16 protein-coding genes, 1 tRNA gene, 2 rRNA genes and 1 pseudogene (1 of these 20 cut by a window edge) are annotated in these 19,388 nt (G+C 59.4%); 13 read left to right on the forward strand and 7 right to left on the reverse strand.

Annotated elements, in window-relative coordinates; translation table 11 throughout:
* Positions 1-12: 12 nt before the first annotated feature.
* Positions 13-483, reverse strand: a complete 471-nt coding sequence (locus tag ACSQ2W_RS07270) for an Lrp/AsnC family transcriptional regulator (protein WP_436085655.1) — start codon at positions 481-483, stop codon at positions 13-15.
* 285 nt (positions 484-768) lie between these two features.
* On the opposite strand from ACSQ2W_RS07270, the gene ACSQ2W_RS07275 reads away from it, so the two are divergent.
* The 11 genes from ACSQ2W_RS07275 to ACSQ2W_RS07325 all read left to right on the forward strand — a co-directional run bounded on the left by ACSQ2W_RS07275 (position 769) and on the right by ACSQ2W_RS07325 (position 12,182).
* On the forward strand, positions 769-1,830 hold the full coding sequence (locus ACSQ2W_RS07275; RefSeq protein WP_436085656.1) for a homoserine dehydrogenase: 1,062 nt from the start codon (positions 769-771) through the stop codon (positions 1,828-1,830).
* Positions 1,830-3,239: an aldehyde dehydrogenase family protein gene (locus tag ACSQ2W_RS07280; RefSeq protein WP_436085657.1), complete on the forward strand. Its 1,410-nt coding sequence runs from the start codon at positions 1,830-1,832 to the stop codon at positions 3,237-3,239. Before ACSQ2W_RS07275 ends, ACSQ2W_RS07280 begins: the two co-directional genes overlap by 1 nt.
* 137 nt (positions 3,240-3,376) lie before the next feature.
* A complete protein-coding gene (locus ACSQ2W_RS07285) occupies positions 3,377-4,156 on the forward strand; it encodes an ABC transporter ATP-binding protein (protein ID WP_436085658.1) in 780 nt (259 codons plus the stop codon).
* A 46-nt stretch (positions 4,157-4,202) separates the two neighbouring features.
* On the forward strand, positions 4,203-4,973 hold the full coding sequence (locus ACSQ2W_RS07290; RefSeq protein ID WP_436085659.1) for a transporter substrate-binding domain-containing protein: 771 nt from the start codon (positions 4,203-4,205) through the stop codon (positions 4,971-4,973).
* Positions 4,974-5,127: 154 nt separating this feature from the next.
* Entirely contained in the window at positions 5,128-5,850 is a 723-nt protein-coding gene (locus ACSQ2W_RS07295; RefSeq protein WP_436085660.1) for an ABC transporter permease, read from the forward strand.
* Between the two features lie 10 nt (positions 5,851-5,860).
* Complete coding sequence (locus ACSQ2W_RS07300; RefSeq protein ID WP_436085661.1) at positions 5,861-6,550, forward strand: ABC transporter permease; 690 nt, start codon at positions 5,861-5,863, stop codon at positions 6,548-6,550.
* Between the two features lie 137 nt (positions 6,551-6,687).
* Positions 6,688-7,971: a trans-sulfuration enzyme family protein gene (locus ACSQ2W_RS07305; protein ID WP_436085662.1), complete on the forward strand. Its 1,284-nt coding sequence runs from the start codon at positions 6,688-6,690 to the stop codon at positions 7,969-7,971.
* A gap of 110 nt (positions 7,972-8,081) precedes the next feature.
* Positions 8,082-8,891 carry a phosphotransferase gene (locus ACSQ2W_RS07310; protein WP_436085663.1) on the forward strand — a complete coding sequence of 270 codons (810 nt, stop codon included), beginning with the start codon at positions 8,082-8,084 and terminating at the stop codon, positions 8,889-8,891.
* The gene (locus ACSQ2W_RS07315) at positions 8,888-9,331 is read left to right on the forward strand and encodes an Lrp/AsnC family transcriptional regulator (protein WP_436085664.1); all 444 of its coding nucleotides are present in this window, start codon (positions 8,888-8,890) and stop codon (positions 9,329-9,331) included. Before ACSQ2W_RS07310 ends, ACSQ2W_RS07315 begins: the two co-directional genes overlap by 4 nt.
* 37 nt (positions 9,332-9,368) lie before the next feature.
* Positions 9,369-10,271: a homocysteine S-methyltransferase family protein gene (locus ACSQ2W_RS07320; RefSeq protein WP_436085665.1), complete on the forward strand. Its 903-nt coding sequence runs from the start codon at positions 9,369-9,371 to the stop codon at positions 10,269-10,271.
* 531 nt (positions 10,272-10,802) lie between these two features.
* Entirely contained in the window at positions 10,803-12,182 is a 1,380-nt protein-coding gene (locus ACSQ2W_RS07325) for a transposase (protein ID WP_436085666.1), read from the forward strand.
* Positions 12,183-12,452: 270 nt separating this feature from the next.
* On the opposite strand, the gene ACSQ2W_RS07330 is transcribed toward ACSQ2W_RS07325, so the two are convergent.
* Positions 12,453-14,189 carry an adenylate/guanylate cyclase domain-containing protein gene (locus tag ACSQ2W_RS07330; protein ID WP_436085667.1) on the reverse strand — a complete coding sequence of 579 codons (1,737 nt, stop codon included), beginning with the start codon at positions 14,187-14,189 and terminating at the stop codon, positions 12,453-12,455.
* 612 nt (positions 14,190-14,801) lie between these two features.
* Between ACSQ2W_RS07330 and ACSQ2W_RS07335 the strand changes: the two genes are divergently transcribed.
* Together ACSQ2W_RS07335 and ACSQ2W_RS07340 are read left to right on the forward strand one after the other, a co-directional pair.
* Positions 14,802-15,725, forward strand: a complete 924-nt coding sequence (locus ACSQ2W_RS07335) for a Vgb family protein (protein WP_436085668.1) — start codon at positions 14,802-14,804, stop codon at positions 15,723-15,725.
* On the forward strand, positions 15,613-15,993 hold the full coding sequence (locus ACSQ2W_RS07340) for a DUF5996 family protein (RefSeq protein ID WP_436085669.1): 381 nt from the start codon (positions 15,613-15,615) through the stop codon (positions 15,991-15,993). The genes ACSQ2W_RS07335 and ACSQ2W_RS07340 overlap by 113 nt, the downstream gene beginning before the upstream one ends.
* 198 nt (positions 15,994-16,191) lie before the next feature.
* Here ACSQ2W_RS07340 and ACSQ2W_RS07345 read toward each other — a convergent pair.
* The 5 genes and pseudogenes from ACSQ2W_RS07345 to ACSQ2W_RS07365 form a co-directional block, all read right to left on the reverse strand.
* Positions 16,192-16,539, reverse strand: a pseudogene (locus tag ACSQ2W_RS07345) (MarR family winged helix-turn-helix transcriptional regulator); the annotation flags it as partial.
* Positions 16,530-16,742: a hypothetical protein gene (locus ACSQ2W_RS07350; protein ID WP_436085670.1), complete on the reverse strand. Its 213-nt coding sequence runs from the start codon at positions 16,740-16,742 to the stop codon at positions 16,530-16,532. The gene ACSQ2W_RS07350 and the pseudogene ACSQ2W_RS07345, both read right to left, overlap by 10 nt.
* Before the next feature lie 202 nt (positions 16,743-16,944).
* Positions 16,945-17,021: transfer RNA gene (locus ACSQ2W_RS07355), tRNA-Met, on the reverse strand.
* A gap of 249 nt (positions 17,022-17,270) precedes the next feature.
* Positions 17,271-17,385 (reverse strand): 5S ribosomal RNA (gene rrf / locus ACSQ2W_RS07360).
* Between the two features lie 269 nt (positions 17,386-17,654).
* Positions 17,655-19,388 (reverse strand): 23S ribosomal RNA (locus tag ACSQ2W_RS07365); it runs 1,063 nt beyond the window's last position.

Raw genomic sequence — 19,388 nt, forward strand, 5'->3', positions numbered from 1 at the left:
GGCGCGCAGCCCTCAGGGCTGCATGGGAACAAACATGCCCAACTTTAAGTCTTTGAGGACGACGTTCGTGTGGATTCGCTTGATCTGGGGATTCTGCGACATGATCTGTGCCGTGATTTCATCATATTGACCAACGTCCTGTGCCGTGATGATCGCAACAAGGTCCACAGAACCGGTTACGTAATAGACCTGCTGGATGTGGTCTTGCTTGGCGACCCACATGCGGAATTTCGCAAGCGCATCGTAGTTTTCGCGCTCGATCTCCATCCCGGCGATGAACGTCATCGGATTTCCGGCAACCTTTCGATCGACGAGAGCGATTTCCGCTGAAATGATCCCCTCTTCTCGCATCCGCTTCAGACGGCGTTGAACGGCGGACGCCGAAAGGCCGATCATCTCGCCGACCGCTTCCGCCTTGATCTGACAATCGCGCTGCATGATCTCAAGGATGCTTCGGTCGAATTGATCCAGTGGTTCCGTCATCTATCCCGCCCTATGCGTGCGCTGCTTCAACAGCATCCCTGGCGCCTCTGAAGGACGCAGCAGGGCTGTAGTGATTTGCCGCAGCCTATACCAGGTCAGCGCGGCGAATCTTCAAAAATCTGCCCACAGGCGCCTTATATCCGCGCCCCATGCGAAATTTCACATGCCAGCGGGCATTTCGTCATCGAGCAGGCAGAATGACCAATTCTTTGGCCATTTGGTACGCTTCAACCCGCCCCCGCCGCCGTTCATCATTCGTCATATCGCTCAAGAGAGGGAAATGGCATGACACAGTACAATATCGCGCTCATCGGTTTCGGCGGCGTCAACCGTGCACTGGCCCAACTGGTCGCTGACAGCAATGAGCGCTGGGACGCCGAACTAGGATTGCGGCTGAATATCGTGGCGGTAACCGATCTCTATTTCGGTTCCGTCATTTCTCCGAACGGCATAGACGCGCGCATGCTCGTTGACACCAACTTCGCCAAAGGCGGATTTGGGCAACTGTCCGGCGGCAGCGCCGAGGCCTGCAATGAAAGGGTGATCAGGCATGCCCCGGCGGACATAGTCGTCGAGGCGACCTTCACAAACCCCGTCGACGGCGAACCGGCCGTATCCCATTGCCGATGGGCGCTCGAGAGAGGCAAGCACGTCGTCACCACGAACAAGGGGCCTGTCGCCCTGGCATCCGATGAACTGAAGGCTCTCGCTGCACGGAACGGGGTGATGTTCGAATATGAAGGGGCCGTCATGAGCGGCACGCCGGTCATTCGTATGGCGCGAAAGACGCTTGCCGGAGCCGGTATCTATGGCTTCGAGGGCATTTTGAACGGCACCTCGAACTTCGTGCTTGGCCGCATGGAAGGCGGGCTCGGTTTCGCCGATGCAGTCAAGGAAGCGCAGAGCCTTGGCTACGCGGAAGCGGACCCGAGCGCCGATGTCGAGGGTCACGATGTTCGGCTAAAGGTCGTCATTCTCGCCAACGAGCTGCTTGGCGGCAAGCTGGCCCCCAAGGACATCGCCTGCGAGGGCATTTCCGGTGTGACTGTCGCAGACATCGAAACCGCGGCACAGGAAGGTTACCGCTGGAAGCTGATCGGTTCGGCATCCGTTGCCGAAGATGGCCGTATCGAAGCCCGCGTTGCTCCCCGGCGCCTGCCGCTCGATCATCCGCTTGCCGGCGTCGGAGGCGCGACCAACGCCGTCTCGTTCAAGACCGGCCTTCTCGGCGCCGTCACGGTGACCGGACCCGGTGCCGGCAGGATCGAGACCGCCTATGCGCTCCTTTCCGACATCATTGCCATCCACCAGGCCGGTTCCGGCGCGAGCAAGAAGGAAGCCGCTTGATGACCGCAGCAAAATTCCATATTGCCGAGATGAACGAACAGATCACAGTTCGCAATCCTTATGACGGAACAACGGTCGGCACCGTCGAAAGCACGCTTGCCGGCCAGATCGATGTGCTCATCGAGCGTGCAAAAGCCGGCGCTGCATTGTCACGCGCCCTGCCGCGCCATCAGCGCGCAACGATCCTCGAAAAGGCGGCACAGGCGATCGAAAACAGGCGGGAGCAATTCGCCCGGCTGATCGTCCGGGAAGCTGGCAAGACGATTGTCCAGGCCCGCAAGGAAGTGTCGCGCTGTGCCAATACACTGAAGCTCTCAGCCGAAGAGGCAAGACGGAACGCCGGCGAGGTCATCCCGTTCGATGCCTATGCTGGTTCCGAGGCGCGGCACGGCTGGTTCACGCGAGAGCCGCTCGGCATTATCGCGGCGATTACCCCCTATAATGATCCGCTCAATCTCGTTGCCCACAAACTCGGTCCGGCGATTGCCGGTGGTAACGCCGTGCTGTTGAAGCCCTCGGAATTGACCCCGCTTTCGGCCATCCGCCTGGTCGATACGCTTGTCGAGGCCGGATTGCCGGAGGAGGTCGTCACGATCGCCATCGGCGGCGCCGATCTCGGCAGGGCGATCATCTCTGCGCGGGATGTCCGCATGGTATCGTTCACCGGCGGCTTTGCGACCGGGGAAGCAATCGCAAAGGCGGCGGGTTTGAAAAAACTTGCCATGGATCTCGGCGGCAACGCACCGGTCATCGTCATGTCGGATTGCGATTTCGCGCCGGCTGTCGCGGCCTGCATCTCGGGCGCTTACTGGGCGGCCGGCCAGAATTGCATCGGCACACAGCGCATCCTCGTCCAGGCGCCGCTCTATGAGCGCTTCCGCGAGGCTTTCGTGACGGACACGCGAAAGCTGCGCGCCGGCAATCCGGACCATGAAGATACCGATGTCGGCCCGATGATTTCGCAACGCGCTGCGGAACGGGCGGAATTGATGGTCAACGACGCCATCGCTGCCGGCGCGACGCTTCTGTGCGGTCATCGCCGGGAAGGAAACGTTTATCATCCGACCGTACTGGAAGGCGTGCCGCAGAGTTGCAAACTGTGGACGGAGGAAGTCTTCGCGCCCGTTGTTATGCTGCAGTCCTTCGACGTGCTCAACGACGCGATCGCAATGGCCAATGATCCGGAATACAGCCTGCATGCCGGCATCTTCACCAACAATATCGGCGACGCATTGCATGCTGTCGCGGGGATAGAAGCAGGCGGCGTAATGATCAACGACTCCTCCGACTACCGTTTCGACGCCATGCCGTTCGGTGGCTTCAAATATGGCAGTATGGGCCGCGAAGGCGTCCGTTTCGCCTACGAGGACATGACTCAGCCGAAGGTCGTCTGCATCAACCGAAGCTAACTTGCCGCCTCTCCGCATGGCGAACATCCTTGCGCGCAAACTCCGCACGATATACGGCAATTGCGCAGAAATACCGCACACCAGGACGATACTATCCGCCCAAACGACCACAAAAAATGCAGTGGGGAACCAGAGCAATGACGAAAAAGGCTCCTCCCGCCTTGCTCGTGGACGATGTTCACAAGAGTTACGGGATCCATGAAGTTCTGAAAGGCATATCGTTATCGGCGCAAAAGGGCGATGTCATCTCGCTCATCGGATCTTCTGGCTCCGGAAAGAGTACCTTCCTTCGTTGCATCAACTTTCTGGAGATCCCGGATCGCGGCCGCTTCGTCATCAACGGCGAAGACATCCTGATGAAATCCAGCCGTACCGGGCGCGCGTGTCCGGCCAGTTGGCGGCAGATCGAACGAATCCGGACCGGTCTTGCCATGGTGTTCCAGAGTTTCAATCTCTGGCCCCATATGACCGTGCTCGAAAATGTGATCGAGGCTCCCGTTCACGTCCTGAAAATGAACCGCAAGGAAGCGATCGAGCGGGCCGAAGGGCTGCTTGCAAAGGTCGGACTTTACGACAAGCGGCACGCCTATCCGGCTTTCATGTCGGGCGGTCAGCAGCAACGCGCATCTATCGCGCGTGCCCTATGTGTCGACCCCGCGGTGATGCTTTTCGACGAGCCCACTTCCGCGCTCGATCCGGAACTTGTCGGGGAAGTGCTCAGGGTCATCCGCGACTTGGCGGAAGAGGGGCGGACGATGCTGCTCGTCACCCACGAAATGAAGTTTGCCCGCGACGTCTCCAATCACGTGATGTTCCTGCATCAGGGACGCGTCGAGGAGGAAGGCCTGCCGGCTCAGGTTTTCGGTGCTCCGATCAGCGCCCGCTGCCGGGAATTCACGGGCGCGCTCAACAGTTGATCATCCAACCGCGTCCATTCTGCCCAAACTCAAAAAGGGGAATTGCATGAAATTGTTGTCTATCCTGCTGACGGGAGCCGCGCTTGCGGTTTCGAGCGCCGCAGCCAATGCCGAAGTCCGCTTCGGCATCATGAACGAAGCCTATCCGCCCTTCTTTACCAAGGACGCCTCCGGCAAGTGGGTCGGCTGGGAAGTCGAGCTGATGGATGCCGTCTGCGCCGAGATGAAGGAGAGCTGCTCCATCGTCGACATGTCCTGGGACGGTCTTATTCCCGGACTCGAGGCGAAAAAATTCGATGTCATCTGGTCGTCGATGTCGATTACCGACGAACGCAAGAAGACCATCGACTTCACCAACAAGTACTATAACACCCCAAGCAAGCTGATCGGCGCCAAGGATGGCGAGACCGGTGTCTCGCCCGACGATGTCGCCGGCAAGACCATCGGCATCCAGGTTTCGACTATCCAGTCGGACTACTACAAGAAATACTTCGGCGACAAGGCATCGGAAAACACCTACACGACGCTGGATGAAGCGTTTCAGGACCTTTCCGCCGGCCGGATCGACTATGTCTTCGGCGATTCCATCCCGTTGTCGGAATTCCTGAAATCCGATTTCGGAAAGGACTGCTGCGAGGACAGGGGCAATGTGAAGGACGATCCGGCAATTCTGGGGTCGGGCATTGGCGGCGGGCTGCGCAAGGACGATCACGCCCTGCTTGACAAGCTGAATGCAGCCATCGCCGCTGTCAGGGCGAATGGCAAATATGCCGAAATTTCCAAGAAATACTTCGACTTCGATCCATATGGCGAGTGATTGACGGAAACGGCGCATGCAGTTCCTCATGCGCCGTTTTCCCGACTAGCCGGCTGAAGCGGCAGGCTACGCGTGATTTACGCTGCGTGGCCTTCTGCCAGCATCCCCTTTGCAGGCACGCCGCGGCCTCCCAAATGGCAAATCAAGGTATTTCATGTCATCCACCCAATCCATGCTGGAACTGCTTTCGCCCTACCCGCCGGGATGGGGCGGCGTGCTTCTCAGTGGAGCAGTTTCGACGGTCATGATATCGCTGGGGGCCTATCTCGTCGGCATGTTGATCGGTCTCGGCGGGGCACTCGGCAAGTTGAAGGGTAACCGACCGGTTCTCTTCGTTCTCGACATCTACACGACAGCGGTCCGCGCCATTCCCGAACTGATCCTGATCATCGGCCTTTATTATGCCGGCACTGACGGCCTGAACCGCATTCTGCTGGCTCTCGGCCTTCCCGCCATCGAGATAAACGGTTTCGTCGCAGCGGTTGCGGTGCTCGGTATCGTCCAGGGCGCCTATATGACGGAGGTCCTACGCGGCGCGATCCTCGCTATTCCGGTCGGCCAGATTGAGGCGGCCAGCGCGTTTGGAATGAGGCCGTTTCTGCGGTTTCGCCGCATCGTGCTGCCGGCGTTGATGCCGAATGCTCTTCCCGGCCTTGCCAATCTCTGGATGTCCGTCACCAAGGACAGCGCGCTGATCGCCGTCGTCGGTTATCAGGAACTGGCGCTCGCGACGAGGCTCGCAGCCGGCAATACCAAGCACTACTTTCTGTTCTTCCTCGCCGCCGCAGCGCTTTATCTTGTCATTACGCTGCTTTCCAACGTCGTTTTTGGCCTGCTGGAGAGCCGCTTCCGGCGCGGGCAGCCGAAAACCGCATGAGGATAGGCCGATGAACTTCTCGTGGATCTTCTCCTACTGGCCGCTGCTTGCAGCGGGCGCGGTCCAGACCGTGCTCCTCCTGGTCATTTCCGTCGGTTTCGGCTTCATTCTGGCGATCGGCCTCGCAATGGCGCAGATCAGCGGCCCGCGCTGGCTCAAATGGCTTGCCCGGGGCTATTGCACCTGCCTGCGCGGAACGCCGCTTTTGATCCAGTTGTGGCTGCTCTATTACGGCGTCGGCTCGCTGTTGCCGCTCGTTCCGGGCCTGCGCGGCAGCTTCCTCTGGCCGATCGTGCGCGAAGGATTCTTCTTCGCGGCGGTGAGTTTCACACTCAATTACGCTGCCTACGAAGCGGAAGTACTGCGCGGTGCGCTTCTTGCCGTTCCCAAGGGTGAGCTCGAAGCGGGCCGATCCTTCGGCATGTCCTCCTGGACCCTCGCGAGGCGAATCTGGTTGCCGCGCGCCATCCGCATTGCACTGCCGACGATTGCCGGCGAGGTCGTGCTGCAGCTAAAGGCGACGCCTCTCGCCTTCACAGTGACCGTGATGGACCTCTATGCCGTGGCGTACAAGGTCAGGCAGGACACGCTGCTGGTCTACGAGCCGCTGATGGTTGTCACGGTCTTCTATGTCTTCCTGACGCTTCTCATTACCCGCGCCTTCAAGATCGTCGAGGCGCAAGTTCCGGTGCGCCGGTAGCTTTAAGTCTCGCCGCGCAGGCGCGCAAAAGGCTCATCCGACGCTGCTTGTCGGCATATTCCGGGCAATTGAGCGGTCACAAACATGCGGGCGGGACTAGCATCCCTACTCGCCGCATCTTGCAAGAAAGGTCTTCCATGTCCTCGAGCGTATCGTCCCCCCTCGCGGTAACGGATCACCAAAGCGTCGCAGCACCTCCGCGCCCATCGTCCGAAGGCGGGCACGCTCTGCGCCGCGAAACGCTGGCGCTCGATGGCGGTCTGGTCATCGACCCGGCGACGAAGGCCATCGCCCCCAACATCTCGATGTCGGTCAACAACCTGCTGGTACCCGGTGACGGCGCCTTTTCGGCCGATGGCGTTCCGGACCTGACGGCCCTGCCCTTTCTCTATGCGCGCTGGACCAATCCGACCGTTCGACAGCTTGAACAGCGCATGGCGGCACTCGAAGACGCCGACGATGCGTTGGCAACTGCAACCGGTGTCGCAGCGATTGCCGCCACGTTTTTCACCCTTCTCAAGAAAGGCGATCACCTGATCGTCAGCGATGTCTGCTACGCCGGCGCCAACGAGCTCGCGCGGCGAATATTGCCGGACTACGGCATCGAGGTGACTGCCGTGAACATGTCGCGCATCGACGAGCTCGCCGCGGCCTTCCGGCCCAACACGCGGCTTGTCCATTGTGAAAGCCCCTGCAACCCGATCCTGCGGCTGACGGATCTTACCGCCGTGGCGACGCTGGCGCATCGGCACGGCGCCCTGGTTTCGGTGGATTCCACCCTTGCGACACCTGTCGCGACCCGACCGCTGGCGCTCGACGTCGATCTGGTCATTCATTCGCTGACCAAGTTCATCAATGGCCACGGCGATGCGCTCGGCGGCGTGGTTTGCGGCCGCAAGGCGCTGGTCGAGAAAATTCGCTCGCGTGCCGGTGTCTATCTTGGCGCAGCGCTGTCGGCACAGAACGCCTGGTTGGTCATGCGCGGTATCGACACGCTGTTTCCGCGACTGCGGACGATGTCCGATTCCGCGCTGCGGGTCGCCCGCTTCCTCACAGATCACCCCCGCGTCACCGCGGTCACCTATCCGGGATTGCAAACGCACCCGCAGCACGATCTGGCGAAATGTCAAATGGACGTCTTCGGCGGTATGCTGACGTTCCAGACCGAGGATCCGCAGGCGATGGCGATCCAACTCGCCGGCAAGCTTCGGGTCGCGCACTACGCCTTTTCGCTCGGCCACCAGCGCAGTATCGTCGTTCTTCTCGATACGGCCGAAATGATGAACTCCACCTATTGCCTTCAAGGGGCGCAACTGGCAGATTACCGGGCCTTCGCCGGAGCCGGTGTCTTCCGGCTATCCGTGGGTCTCGAATCGGTCGACGACCTTATCGAGGATCTGGATCAGGCGCTGAGCGCGTGATGTTTCCGGAAGCGTGCGCATCAGTCAAGAGAGCCGAAGCCGGTGTGCTAGGCCCGGCGCAATCGTTTCCGGCCACACCAGTTTAGGCGATTGAAACGCGAGAGCACCCCGTGGCCGTATTCACCGATCTTTCCGACAACGACAGTAGCGAGATTGCCGCCGCCTACGGCATGGGCGCGCTCACATCGGTGATCGGCATTGCCGACGGCGATACCGAGACCACCTATCTGTTTCGCTCACAGCGCGGCGAATTTATCGTCACGCTGTTTGAAAACAGCGCCGAGCCTTTCGAGCTGGAGCGGGCGTTCCGAACGATGGAAACGCTCTCGGCAGCGGGCGTTCCCTGCCCGAAAACCTTGCGCACGGAAGAGGGCCGGGCGACCATACGGGCCTGCGGAAAACTGGTTGCGGTCGTCGGTTTTGTCGAGGGCTCACCGGCCGCTTGCGCAGGCCCGGCGAAGTGCGCCGATCTCGGGCGGCGTGTCGCGCAAATCCATCGAACGCTGATGCGCGCTTGCGGCCGCCCCAAAGGAAGCCTGCCCAGGGGACCGATCCATGGGGCGCTTTCTCCCGACAACGTCTTCTTCCTCGATGACGCGGTCAGCGGCATCATCAATTTCAGGCTTCGTCACGATGATGTCCTGGCCGCAGAACTGGCCGATATGCTGGTTTCCTGGACCGTGCTGCAGGACGGAACACTCGACGTGGCACGCGCCCAGGCAATTCTCGCTGGCTACAGCGGCGTTCGCGCGCTTGACGACGGCGAACGGCAAGCCTTGCCTGGCTTCGTGCTCGCCGCCGCCGCAAGGCTTCTTGCCGAGTCGAAAGACAATACCGACATTCGGGGCGGTGCGCTGAACGCGTTTCGGTCAGCCCAACGCCTGTCATATTCCGAACCCAGCACGGCCGGTGTCGCGTGAAACGGATCCTCGACCGCGCCGACGAACGCATTCTCGCGGAACTGACCAGCAACGCGCGCATTGCACATGCGGAATTGGCCGCCAAGATCAATCTTTCCCGCAACGCGATCCGTCAACGCATCGATCGCCTTGAGCGCGATGGGCTCATTCAGGGATACACGATCATAGCCGGCGACGGCCGTCCCGCGACTTCGACGATCGCGGCCATGATGTTCGTCTACCGGCACGACCGGATGCGCGGCGGCGACGTCATCCACGCGTTGCGACGTATTCGCGAGGTCGTGTCCTGCGACGTGATGAGCGGCGAATTCGATCTCGTCTTGCGCGTTGAAGCGAGCGAAGCCGACCGCATCCGGCAGGTCTGGCAAGAGATTTCCGCCCTACCCGGCGTACGGGACATGGTGACGGCATTTGTGCTGTCGTCGATGATTCAGCGCTGATCGGACTATCCCGACTGACGATTGGAGTTGTCACCTGATGAGCAAAATACGTATCCTTGACGGCGGAATGAGCCGGGAACTGATCCGCCGTGGCGCCGAGCTTAGGCAACCGGAATGGTCCGCCCTCGCGCTGATGGAAACTCCGGATATCGTCCGCCAGGTCCATGCCGACTTCATCGATGCAGGCGCCGATGTCATCACCACCAACAGCTATGCGCTGGTGCCGTTCCACATCGGCGAAGAGCGCTTTCGCGCACAGGGAGCCGCACTGATCGCGTTGGCGGGAAAGCTCGCACGCGAGGCCGCCGACGACCAGCCCGACCGCAAGGTTCTGGTTGCCGGTTCGCTGCCGCCGATTTTCGGCTCCTACGAGCCCGAGCGCTTCGACCCCGCACGGGTGCAAGACTATCTGAGCCTCCTCGTGGAGGGATTGGCACCTCATGTCGATGTCTGGTTGGGCGAAACGCTGAGCCTGATCGCCGAAGGGGATGCGGTACGCGCCGCCGTTGCCGCAACCGGCAAGCCGTTCTGGATTTCCTTCACACTGGATGATGGCAGTGAGGCTCCCCTTGACGACCCACGATTGAGATCCGGTGAAACAGTTGCGGCAGCTGCCGCCTGGGCGGCCGGTTCGGGAGCCCGGGCGCTTCTGTTTAATTGCAGCCGGCCCGAAGTCATGGGACGCGCGGTTGAAACGGCATCCTCCGTGTTTCACCAACAGGGTACGAATATCGATATCGGCGTCTATGCCAACGCGTTCGAAGCCGAAGAGGAGGGGGCCGCAAACGAAACCCTGCATGGCACACGCGATGATCTGACCGGCGATAGCTACGCGCGATTTGCCTGCGATTGGGTCGAGGCCGGCGCCACGATGGTCGGCGGCTGCTGCGGTATTGGCGCAAAGCATATTCACAAGCTTGCGCATGTCCTGAATCGTTAGAAGCCGATGAAGCTCATTCATTGCTCAGGCACGAACAGACCCTCAGCATAGCCATCGCCAGATGGGGGTGCTTCATGGCTTGCAGCTGGGATTGGCGGTGGCCTTTGGTGCAGTGGTTTTTTTGTTTTTGGCGGGCTTGCGCCTTGGTGTTGGGTGACGCAGAAACGCAAAAACCCTTGTGCTTTGGACACAAGGGTTTTTGCGATTGGTTTGGTTGCGGGGGCCTGAGGCCACAGAGACTTGTAAATTCTCAGCCTCAAGTCGGCCCGCTTACGCCAGAAGCGGCCATTATGCACAGTAATCTCGCCGTCCGAAATGGGGCCGACAGCAGACCGTCCGCTGCTAGGGTACCCAGCACGCAAGCGGACATGTGAGACCTCGGTGCGAAGGTCCGGGATCAGGCCCATTGTTGCCGTTCGCCCGCGTCAGGTCGAACGGCAGCAATGGGTGGATATTGCTGAAAAACTCGGCATTGCCGATGCTTGAGACGCGTGATTCAATCCTCTGAGTGATTTGCAGGGGATCAGGCGAATGATGGGATGTCAGGCGGTTTCGGCGCAGCTCTTCTACGACTTCTGCCTCGATGATCATGTCCCTGCGGACCATCTGCTGCGCGGGATCGATCGTCACCTCGATCTCGATAGCGTTCGAGCACAGTTGAAGCCTTTCTATAGCAACACTGGTCGGCCCTCAGTTGATCCTGAGCTGATGATGCGAATGCTGATTATCGGCTACAGCATGGGTATCCGGTCGGAACGGCGACTTTGCGAGGAGGTCCATCTCAATCTCGCATATCGGTGGTTTTGCCGCCTTGGCCTGGACGGAAAGGTACCGGATCATTCCAGCTTTTCGAAGAACCGTCATGGCCGGTTCCGGCAAAGTGATATCCCGCGGCACATGTTTGAGACTGTGGTGGAACGGTGCCTTGCCCAAGGGCTGGTGGGAGCAGAAGGCTTTGCGGTTGATGCCAGCCTGATCGCGGCGGACGCTAACAAGCAGCGTTCGGTGCCCGGCACTGAATGGGAAGCCAAAGACGATGCTGGCCGCTCGGTTCAGAAGTATCTGGCGGTTCTGGATGATGCGGCTTTTGGCGCTGCCTCGCCGGTGACGCCGAAGTTCATCTCGCAATCCGACCCGGCAGCTCAGTGGACAGGTGCTCATAAGGGGCATGCCTTCTTCGCATACGCCACCAATTATCTGATCGATACTGATCACGGTGTCATCCTTGATGTCGAGGCGACGCGAGCGATCCGTCAGGCGGAGGTCGGAGCATCCCGCACGATGATCGACAGAACCGAGAACCGCTTCGGCTTGAAGCCAGGCTATCTGGCAGCCGACAGCGCTTACGGTTCTGCTGACAATCTTGCCTGGCTGGTGAAGGAAAAGGACATCGCGCCGCACATTCCGGTGTTTGATAAATCCAACAGGACGGACGGGACCTTCTCCCGTTCGGACTTCACCTGGGATGGCGAGAATGATCGCTACACCTGCCCAGCAGGCGAAGAGCTCAAGCAGTTCCACCGAACCTATGCACCGCCCAGATCGGGGATAACGAGTGAAGGGACGCGGCTCTATCGCGCCAGCAAAAAGAACTGCGACGCCTGCGAACTCAAACAGCGCTGCTGCCCGAATGCGCCTGCTCGCAAGGTGCCGCGTGATCTCAACGAAGATGCCCGCGATGTCGCCAGAGCTATTGCCGCCACACCCGCTTACGAGCGTTCCCGGCATCGTCGCAAGAAGGTCGAGATGCTCTTCGCTCACCTCAAACGCATTCACCGGATGGCGCGTTTGAGGCTGCGAGGTCCATGTGGTGCGCGAGACGAATTCCTGCTTGCAGCAACCGCCCAGAACCTCAGAAGACTGGCGAAACTCAGACCACAAAGGCCACCACACGGCGTCATTGCCGCATAAAAGCGGCCAGAAAGGACACCCTGCGCGAAAGTGCGGGGCAGATGACCGATCATCCCTACCGGAAAGATGCTGCAACAGCCCGATGAACAGTTAACTGGCCGAGTTTTTCAACGATATCGGTGGAGAGCGGCCACTCGCCAAGGTAGATTGCGACGACTCTCATGCGCCATCTCCAGACTTCGCGAAAACCTCCACGTAGGTCGCAACTCGACCATGGAGCGGAAGTACAGGCGAACGGCTTCGGGTTTCGGGAGACTTACCAAACGCGGGTCAATCCGGAAGCCCCGCTAGGCGATAGCCAGCCACGATATGCTGGCGCACGTCGTCGGCCGGGAAAGGCTGCGATGCCGACCAGTGCCGGATGGTGAAGTGCGGGTTGCTTATCATGAACATTTTCGCCTCCCAGCGCGCCTCCTCCAAGCGGCCAAGCTGCGCAAGACTCGCTGCCAGCAGGCGTCGTGAAGTCGTGCGATAAGTTTCGGGCCTACGCAGCGTTTGGACCGCGGATTTGTAGTCGCCGATGGCATATTGAGCCTGGCCCAACATCCAGTAATACCAACCGGGCGGGTGAGGATTGAGCCGGAGCGCCTTCCGCACCTGCTCAATGGCTTCCGCAGGCCGCCCGTTTTCCGTCGTCAGTTCAGCCTGCATCGCCCATGCGTCGGCGTGGTTGGGGTCCAGCTTGTGGGCGGCGTCGAATTCGGCATCCGAATCCGCCCAGCGGCTCTCGTGGCCCAATATTACGCCCAATACCCAGCGATTCCCTGCATCGTTCGGGTCGAGTTCAACCGCGCGCCGTGCTTCGGCAAGCGCTTTTGCGCGGTTGGGATCCATCGGTTCGTCCCAGAACTCCCAGCCCAGCCAGAGGTTGAGTGCCAGCCAACGGTGCGCCTCCGCATATTCCGGATCGAGCGCAATTGCCCGGTTCAGCAGGAAAATGGCTTCTTTCGCGGTGAGCGCCGTTTGCAGGCCCAGGGCCCGCGCGCGCACACAGAGATCATAGGCTTCCAGGTTGCTTGGTCTGTTGCGCGCCGGCGCGGCGATTAAGCGGCCCACCAAAGCTTCGACAATTTTGCCGGTCACCTCGTCCTGAACGGCGAAGATATCTTCAAGGCTCCGGTCGAATCTTTCGGCCCAAAGATGGTCACCCGCGATCGCGTCGATCAGTTGGGCGTTTATACGCACCCGTCCCGCTGCCCGCCGTGCACTCCCTTCAAGAAGATGGCGCACTCCTAGCTCGCGCGCGATGCGACGCACATCCATGTGCCTGCCCTTGTAGGCAAATGCCGAGTTGCTGGCGATGACGAACAACTCACTGGTTCTCGATAGATCCGTGATCAGGTCTTCGGTGAGGCCATCGACAAATGCCTCCTGCTCCGGATCGTTGCTCATGTTCGTAAATGGGAGGACGGCGATGGAGGGCTTGGTGGGGAGCGGCAGCGGCGCTTTGTCCGCCGGCCCGCCATCTTCCGATGCGGTCGACAACCGAATCCGGTAGACGGACACCGGTTCGGCGACGTTCTTGATCGCTTGCGGACCAAGTTCGTCGAAGCCGCAATCAAGCTTCCGCTTGACCTGGTCGTAGATGCCGCCGGAGACACAGATATCTCCTGCCCCGGCCATCGCCTGAAGTCGCACGGCGACAACGACGCCATCGCCGAACAGATCGCCGGCCTCGACAACGACGTCGCCCAGATTAATGCCGATATGAAGGTTGATTTGCCGGTCGGCAGGCATTCCCTCGTTGGCGGCCGCCATCCGCTTCTGGAGTTCGACGGCGCATGACACAGCGTTCACAGCACTTCCGAACTCCACGAGAACGCCATCACCCATCACTTTTACGACACGCCCTTGGCGGTCGCGGACCAATGGTTCTAGGATCTCCTTTCGCCGCCCCCTTAACGCGGCCAATGTTCCTTGCTCGTCCTGGTCCAGAAGTCGACTGTACCCCACCACGTCCGCAGCCAATATGGCGGCAAGACGGCGCTGGGCCCGTTCTTCGGACATTTCACATTGCCTTCGTAGAACGCAGAGATCGGATTGTATGACGACTATTTCAAAAGTCTATCGCGGACTTCGAGGTTCGACCGCCAGCAGCTACATGGGGTGATCCCGCCATTCGATTGTCCCCTTTGGGCCCATGACTTGCGCTTCTGCTTGCTGCGAAAAGGTCCGCATTGGGTCGGAACGCGACCTTGGAGACATCATTAGCGAAGGTCCGGATGTGGCGCGCAGATGCCGTTCCATAGTCAAAGGCGAGCACCGTCAATGGACCGACAACGATCCACTGAACGGCCGTGAAAGCCGTCTCGATCATGAGATAGTCAGGAACCGATGACATGGGGGTTTTGGCAGCAACGGCAAGCGTGGTGAAACTCCAGGACAGAATGCCACGATGCGGAGAGCGCACCCAGCAAGATCCGCGTGCACTTGCTTGTTGCTCTCATCTCGCTCCAAGCATACCCTGACGATTGCGGACGGCGTTTAAAGCGATCCTTCTATGAGACACGAAGGGGGTAAACGGGACGTAAGACCGCGCTTTTGGCTGTAGCGCTTTCAAGTGGCGACTGTCAGGACCAGATAGGCGGCCGTTACGTCCATTGTGAACGGAGGTCCACTATGCCCAAGACGAAGCAACTCGCTGCGGACACGGACAACGATACCTTTCTGTTCGACAACGATACCTTTCTGTTCGTTAGCAGCACCAACACGAAGAGCGTCATGGCATACGACGGCGAGACCGGCGCCTTTCTGAAAAAGTTCGCCAACGGTGGCGGCCTCATCGAACCCGAAGGCATCGCCTTCGGTCCCGACGGCAACCTGTACGTCGCCAGCCGCAGCGATGAAGTGCTTCGTTACGACGGGGAGAAAGGCAACTTCCTTGATGTCTTCGCCAGCGGCCACGGCCTCGTCGACCCGGCCGGGATCGCATTCGGCGGACCAGACAACGACCTTTTCATCGCCGCGGGCCTCACCGACGACGGCCTCGGCAACCAGATCCTCCGCTTCGACGGAGACACCGGCGTCTTCGAGGCCGTCGTCGATCCTGCCAACGCGGCCGGGCTCGACGACCCGGAAGCGCTGGTCTTCGGACCGGATGGCCTGCTCTATGTTGCCAGCACTCCGGAATCAGGACCCGGCGAGGTCCTTCGCTACGACCCTGCGACGAACTCGTTCGTCGACAAGTTCGTCCCCAGTTCGGAGAGCAACATCTTGGATCCGACCGGCATGGTCTTCGGCCCCGACGGCGACTTGTTTCTCAGCAGCGCCGCGACGAGCGAGGTCATGCGCTACGACGGCACGACCGGCGACTTCGAAGGTGTCTTCATCACCGCCGGCAGCGGCGGCCTCAATGAGGCCGAGGGCATGGCGTTCAACTCGAACGGCAACCTCTTGGTCGCAAGCGAGCTGGGCCACTCGGTGCTGGAATATGACGGCACCACCGGCGCATTCGTCGGCGAGTTCGTCGTTGCGGGCAGCGGCCGCCTTTCGGAGCCGACGTTCATCACCTTCGGACCCCCTGAATCGGACTTCCTCTTTTGAGGATTCCAGTGTCAAAAGATCGGCCGTCCCTAGAGTCGTTTGCAGGAATCGGAACCAGGCGAGCCCGCGGGCTTTGGCGACACGCCGTTGCGCACGCCTGAGGCCCTCTACGACAAGGGCCTTGGGCAGTTCATCCCTGCCTTGCGACGCGGTTCGTCGGTCGCCCAACCCGGACGAGTTCCTCCTGGGTTTTCTTCAGGAAACCTATGAAGCGGCCGCCAATCTCGGGAAGTGGGATCGGCAAACGCTTGAGCGGCATTGGGTGTAGCCGGACCGGGCAAGGCGCAGCCCCCTGCGCAACGCGAATGACGAGGTCGACGTCGCCGGTGTGAGCGTCGGCACCTGTGCGCAAGCTAATAGGTCCGCCGTGGTCAGGTCTTGAATCTGATTGGCCGACAGGGAAGGCGTCGATCACGCGCAGCGGCCGTAGGAGGGCGAAAGCGTGATTCGAAGCTTTGTTTGAGGCTTAGGAGCTGTGTGATGGCGGCTCCGCGCTGGTGATTTGATCCAGATTTGCAATCAGCCGAGTAAGTAAGGCGACGAGCTGTATTGCTTCTTCTTCTGTGAAGCCATCCATTGCGTCACGATTTCCTTTGAACAAGGTTTCAATTGCGTCAGGCATACGGGCCTGCGCAGCTTTTGTGAGGACTATTCGGCTGCTTCGCCCGTCTTCCGGGTGGGGTGTTCGCTGGATCAAACCGTCCCGCTCCATGCGTGCGAGCATTTGCGCCATCGGCGGCTGCTCGACCTTGGCGAAGCGGGCTAGGTCGCGTTGCGTGCTAACCTTCCCATTCTGCAGCGCGATCAGCACCGGACGACGTCGCGGAACGGCTTGCCAAGCTTCAGGAAAAGTTCAGTCCAGAGACCATCGAGATCGTCATGAATGCCCTGTCGTTTAAAGCCCGCAACGAGGACGACGCCGCGCGACAACGGTTCATGCCGATCGTGCGTGATCTCATCCAGACCGTCGTCATCGGCAAGACACCCGGCCACCAGCCGGCATCCTTGCAGGTCCACGGCTCGATCGCCAACATTATGGCTTCAATGGAGGTCCCGGATCTGATGGAGCAACAGTTCATCGCAGCCGCGCAGAATGATCTGATGGCGAAGATTGCTTCCGGCGAGATCGACACGGAGCAGAAACAAAAAAAGCTCCTCGACGCTTACGCGGAGGAGCTTCGGTGCAAATACCCCGAGTGGGAGAATTTGCAAGTTTCAGTGGTTGCGGGGGCAGGATTTGAACCTGCGGCCTTCAGGTTATGAGCCTGACGAGCTACCGGGCTGCTCCACCCCGCGTTATCTGTGCAAGTCCGAAGGACTTGTCGCATCCGTGCAAATCCCGGAGGGATTTGTCGCATCCGGCATTTGGCCGAACCAAATGCCGTTGGTTTTAACCGGCATATATTACCGAAGCAAAAAGGCCGCTTGAGGGCGGCCCGGTTGTTCGGCTGGGCCGGAGATTGAAGAGAAGATTTTTGTTTCACATGCGGCTCGTCGAAAGCGGCTTCTGGCGCCTGTGTTTGGTTTGTTTCTTGCCTTTAATAGACCTGGCAGCGACCTACTCTCCCGCGTCTTGAGACGGAGTACCATCGGCGCTGGGGCGTTTCACGGCCGTGTTCGGAATGGGAACGGGTGCAGCCACCCCGCAATAACCACCAGGTCAACTAAGGGCAAGAATTGCGCTGGCGACAGCGCAAAACCAAAATGAGAAGCTGGCGAGGGAAACCCTCTTTTATCTTTTGAACACGTCTTTTCAGAGCTGTTTTGAGCCCATCCGGAGCGAAAGCTCCGCAAGGCCAAGGGCCGTCGGGCAACGTTGCCCGGCCCGTCCGGAGCGCAGGCCTAAAGGGCCGACAGCGTCAGGACAAAACAAAACAGCTCGGGATCATTGAAGCGCCTTGGGCGCTTCGATGAGCACTAGCAATGAGAACAATCAAGCCAATCGAACGATTAGTACCGGTAAGCTTCACACATTACTGCGCTTCCACACCCGGCCTATCAACGTGGTAGTCTTCCACGGTTCTCAAGGGAATACTCGTTTTCAGGTTGGTTTCCCGCTTAGATGCCTTCAGCGGTTATCCATTCCATATATAGCTACCCTGCTATGCGGCTGGCGCCACAACAGGTCCACCAGAGATATGTCCATCCCGGTCCTCTCGTACTAGGGACAGATCCTGTCAATATTCCTACACCCACGGCAGATAGGGACCGAACTGTCTCACGACGTTCTGAACCCAGCTCACGTACCGCTTTAATTGGCGAACAGCCAAACCCTTGGGACCTGCTCCAGCCCCAGGATGCGATGAGCCGACATCGAGGTGCCAAACAACCCCGTCGATATGGACTCTTGGGGGTCATCAGCCTGTTATCCCCGGCGTACCTTTTATCCGTTGAGCGATGGCCCTTCCACACGGGACCACCGGATCACTATGACCGACTTTCGTCTCTGCTCGACTTGTCAGTCTCGCAGTCAGGCGGGCTTATGCCATTGCACTCGACGACCGATTTCCGACCGGTCTGAGCCCACCATCGCGCGCCTCCGTTACTCTTTCGGAGGCGACCGCCCCAGTCAAACTACCCACCATACACTGTCCCGGATCCGGATAACGGACCGCGGTTAGACATCCATGACGATAAGGGTGGTATTTCAAGGATGGCTCCACGAGAACTGGCGTCCCCGCTTCAAAGCCTACCACCTATCCTACACATGCCGACACGAATGCCAGTGTAAAGCTATAGTAAAGGTGCACGGGGTCTTTCCGTCTGACCGCAGGAACCCCGCATCTTCACGGGGAATTCAATTTCACTGAGTCTATGCTGGAGACAGCGGGGAAGTCGTTACGCCATTCGTGCAGGTCGGAACTTACCCGACAAGGAATTTCGCTACCTTAGGACCGTTATAGTTACGGCCGCCGTTTACTGGGGCTTCGATTCAAAGCTTGCACCTCTCCTCTTAACCTTCCAGCACCGGGCAGGCGTCAGACCCTATACGTCGTTTTGCAACTTCGCAGAGCCCTGTGTTTTTGATAAACAGTCGCTACCCCCTGGTCTGTGCCACCCCAACACACTTGCGTGCGATGGGGTCACGCTTCTTCCGAAGTTACGCGTGCAATTTGCCGAGTTCCTTCAGCATAGTTCTCTCAAGCGCCTTGGTATACTCTACCTGACCACCTGTGTCGGTTTCGGGTACGGTCTATACGGTGGAGCTATTTCCTGGAACCGCGTCCCCGCCCAGCCAATCCAATAAGGCTGAACAAGTTAAGCAATCCGTCACTACCACCAGGCCCACGAATATTAACGTGGTTCCCATCGACTACGCATTTCTGCCTCATCTTAGGGGCCGGCTAACCCTGCTCAGATTAACTTTAAGCAGGAACCCTTGGTCTTTCGGCGAGGGAGTCTCTCACTCCCTTTATCGTTACTCATGTCAACATTCGCACTTCCGATACCTCCAGGAGCCCTCACGGGTCTCCCTTCACAGGCTTACGGAACGCTCCGCTACCACACGTATCACTACGTATCCTCAGCTTCGGTGCATGGCTTTAGCCCCGTTACATTTTCGGCGCAAAGACCCTTATTTAGACCAGTGAGCTGTTACGCTTTCTTTAAATGATGGCTGCTTCTAAGCCAACATCCTGGTTGTTTTGGGATCCTCACATCCTT

It is taken from the genome of Pararhizobium sp. LjRoot255 (genome assembly GCF_964252905.1).
GTDB lineage: Bacteria > Pseudomonadota > Alphaproteobacteria > Rhizobiales > Rhizobiaceae > Pararhizobium.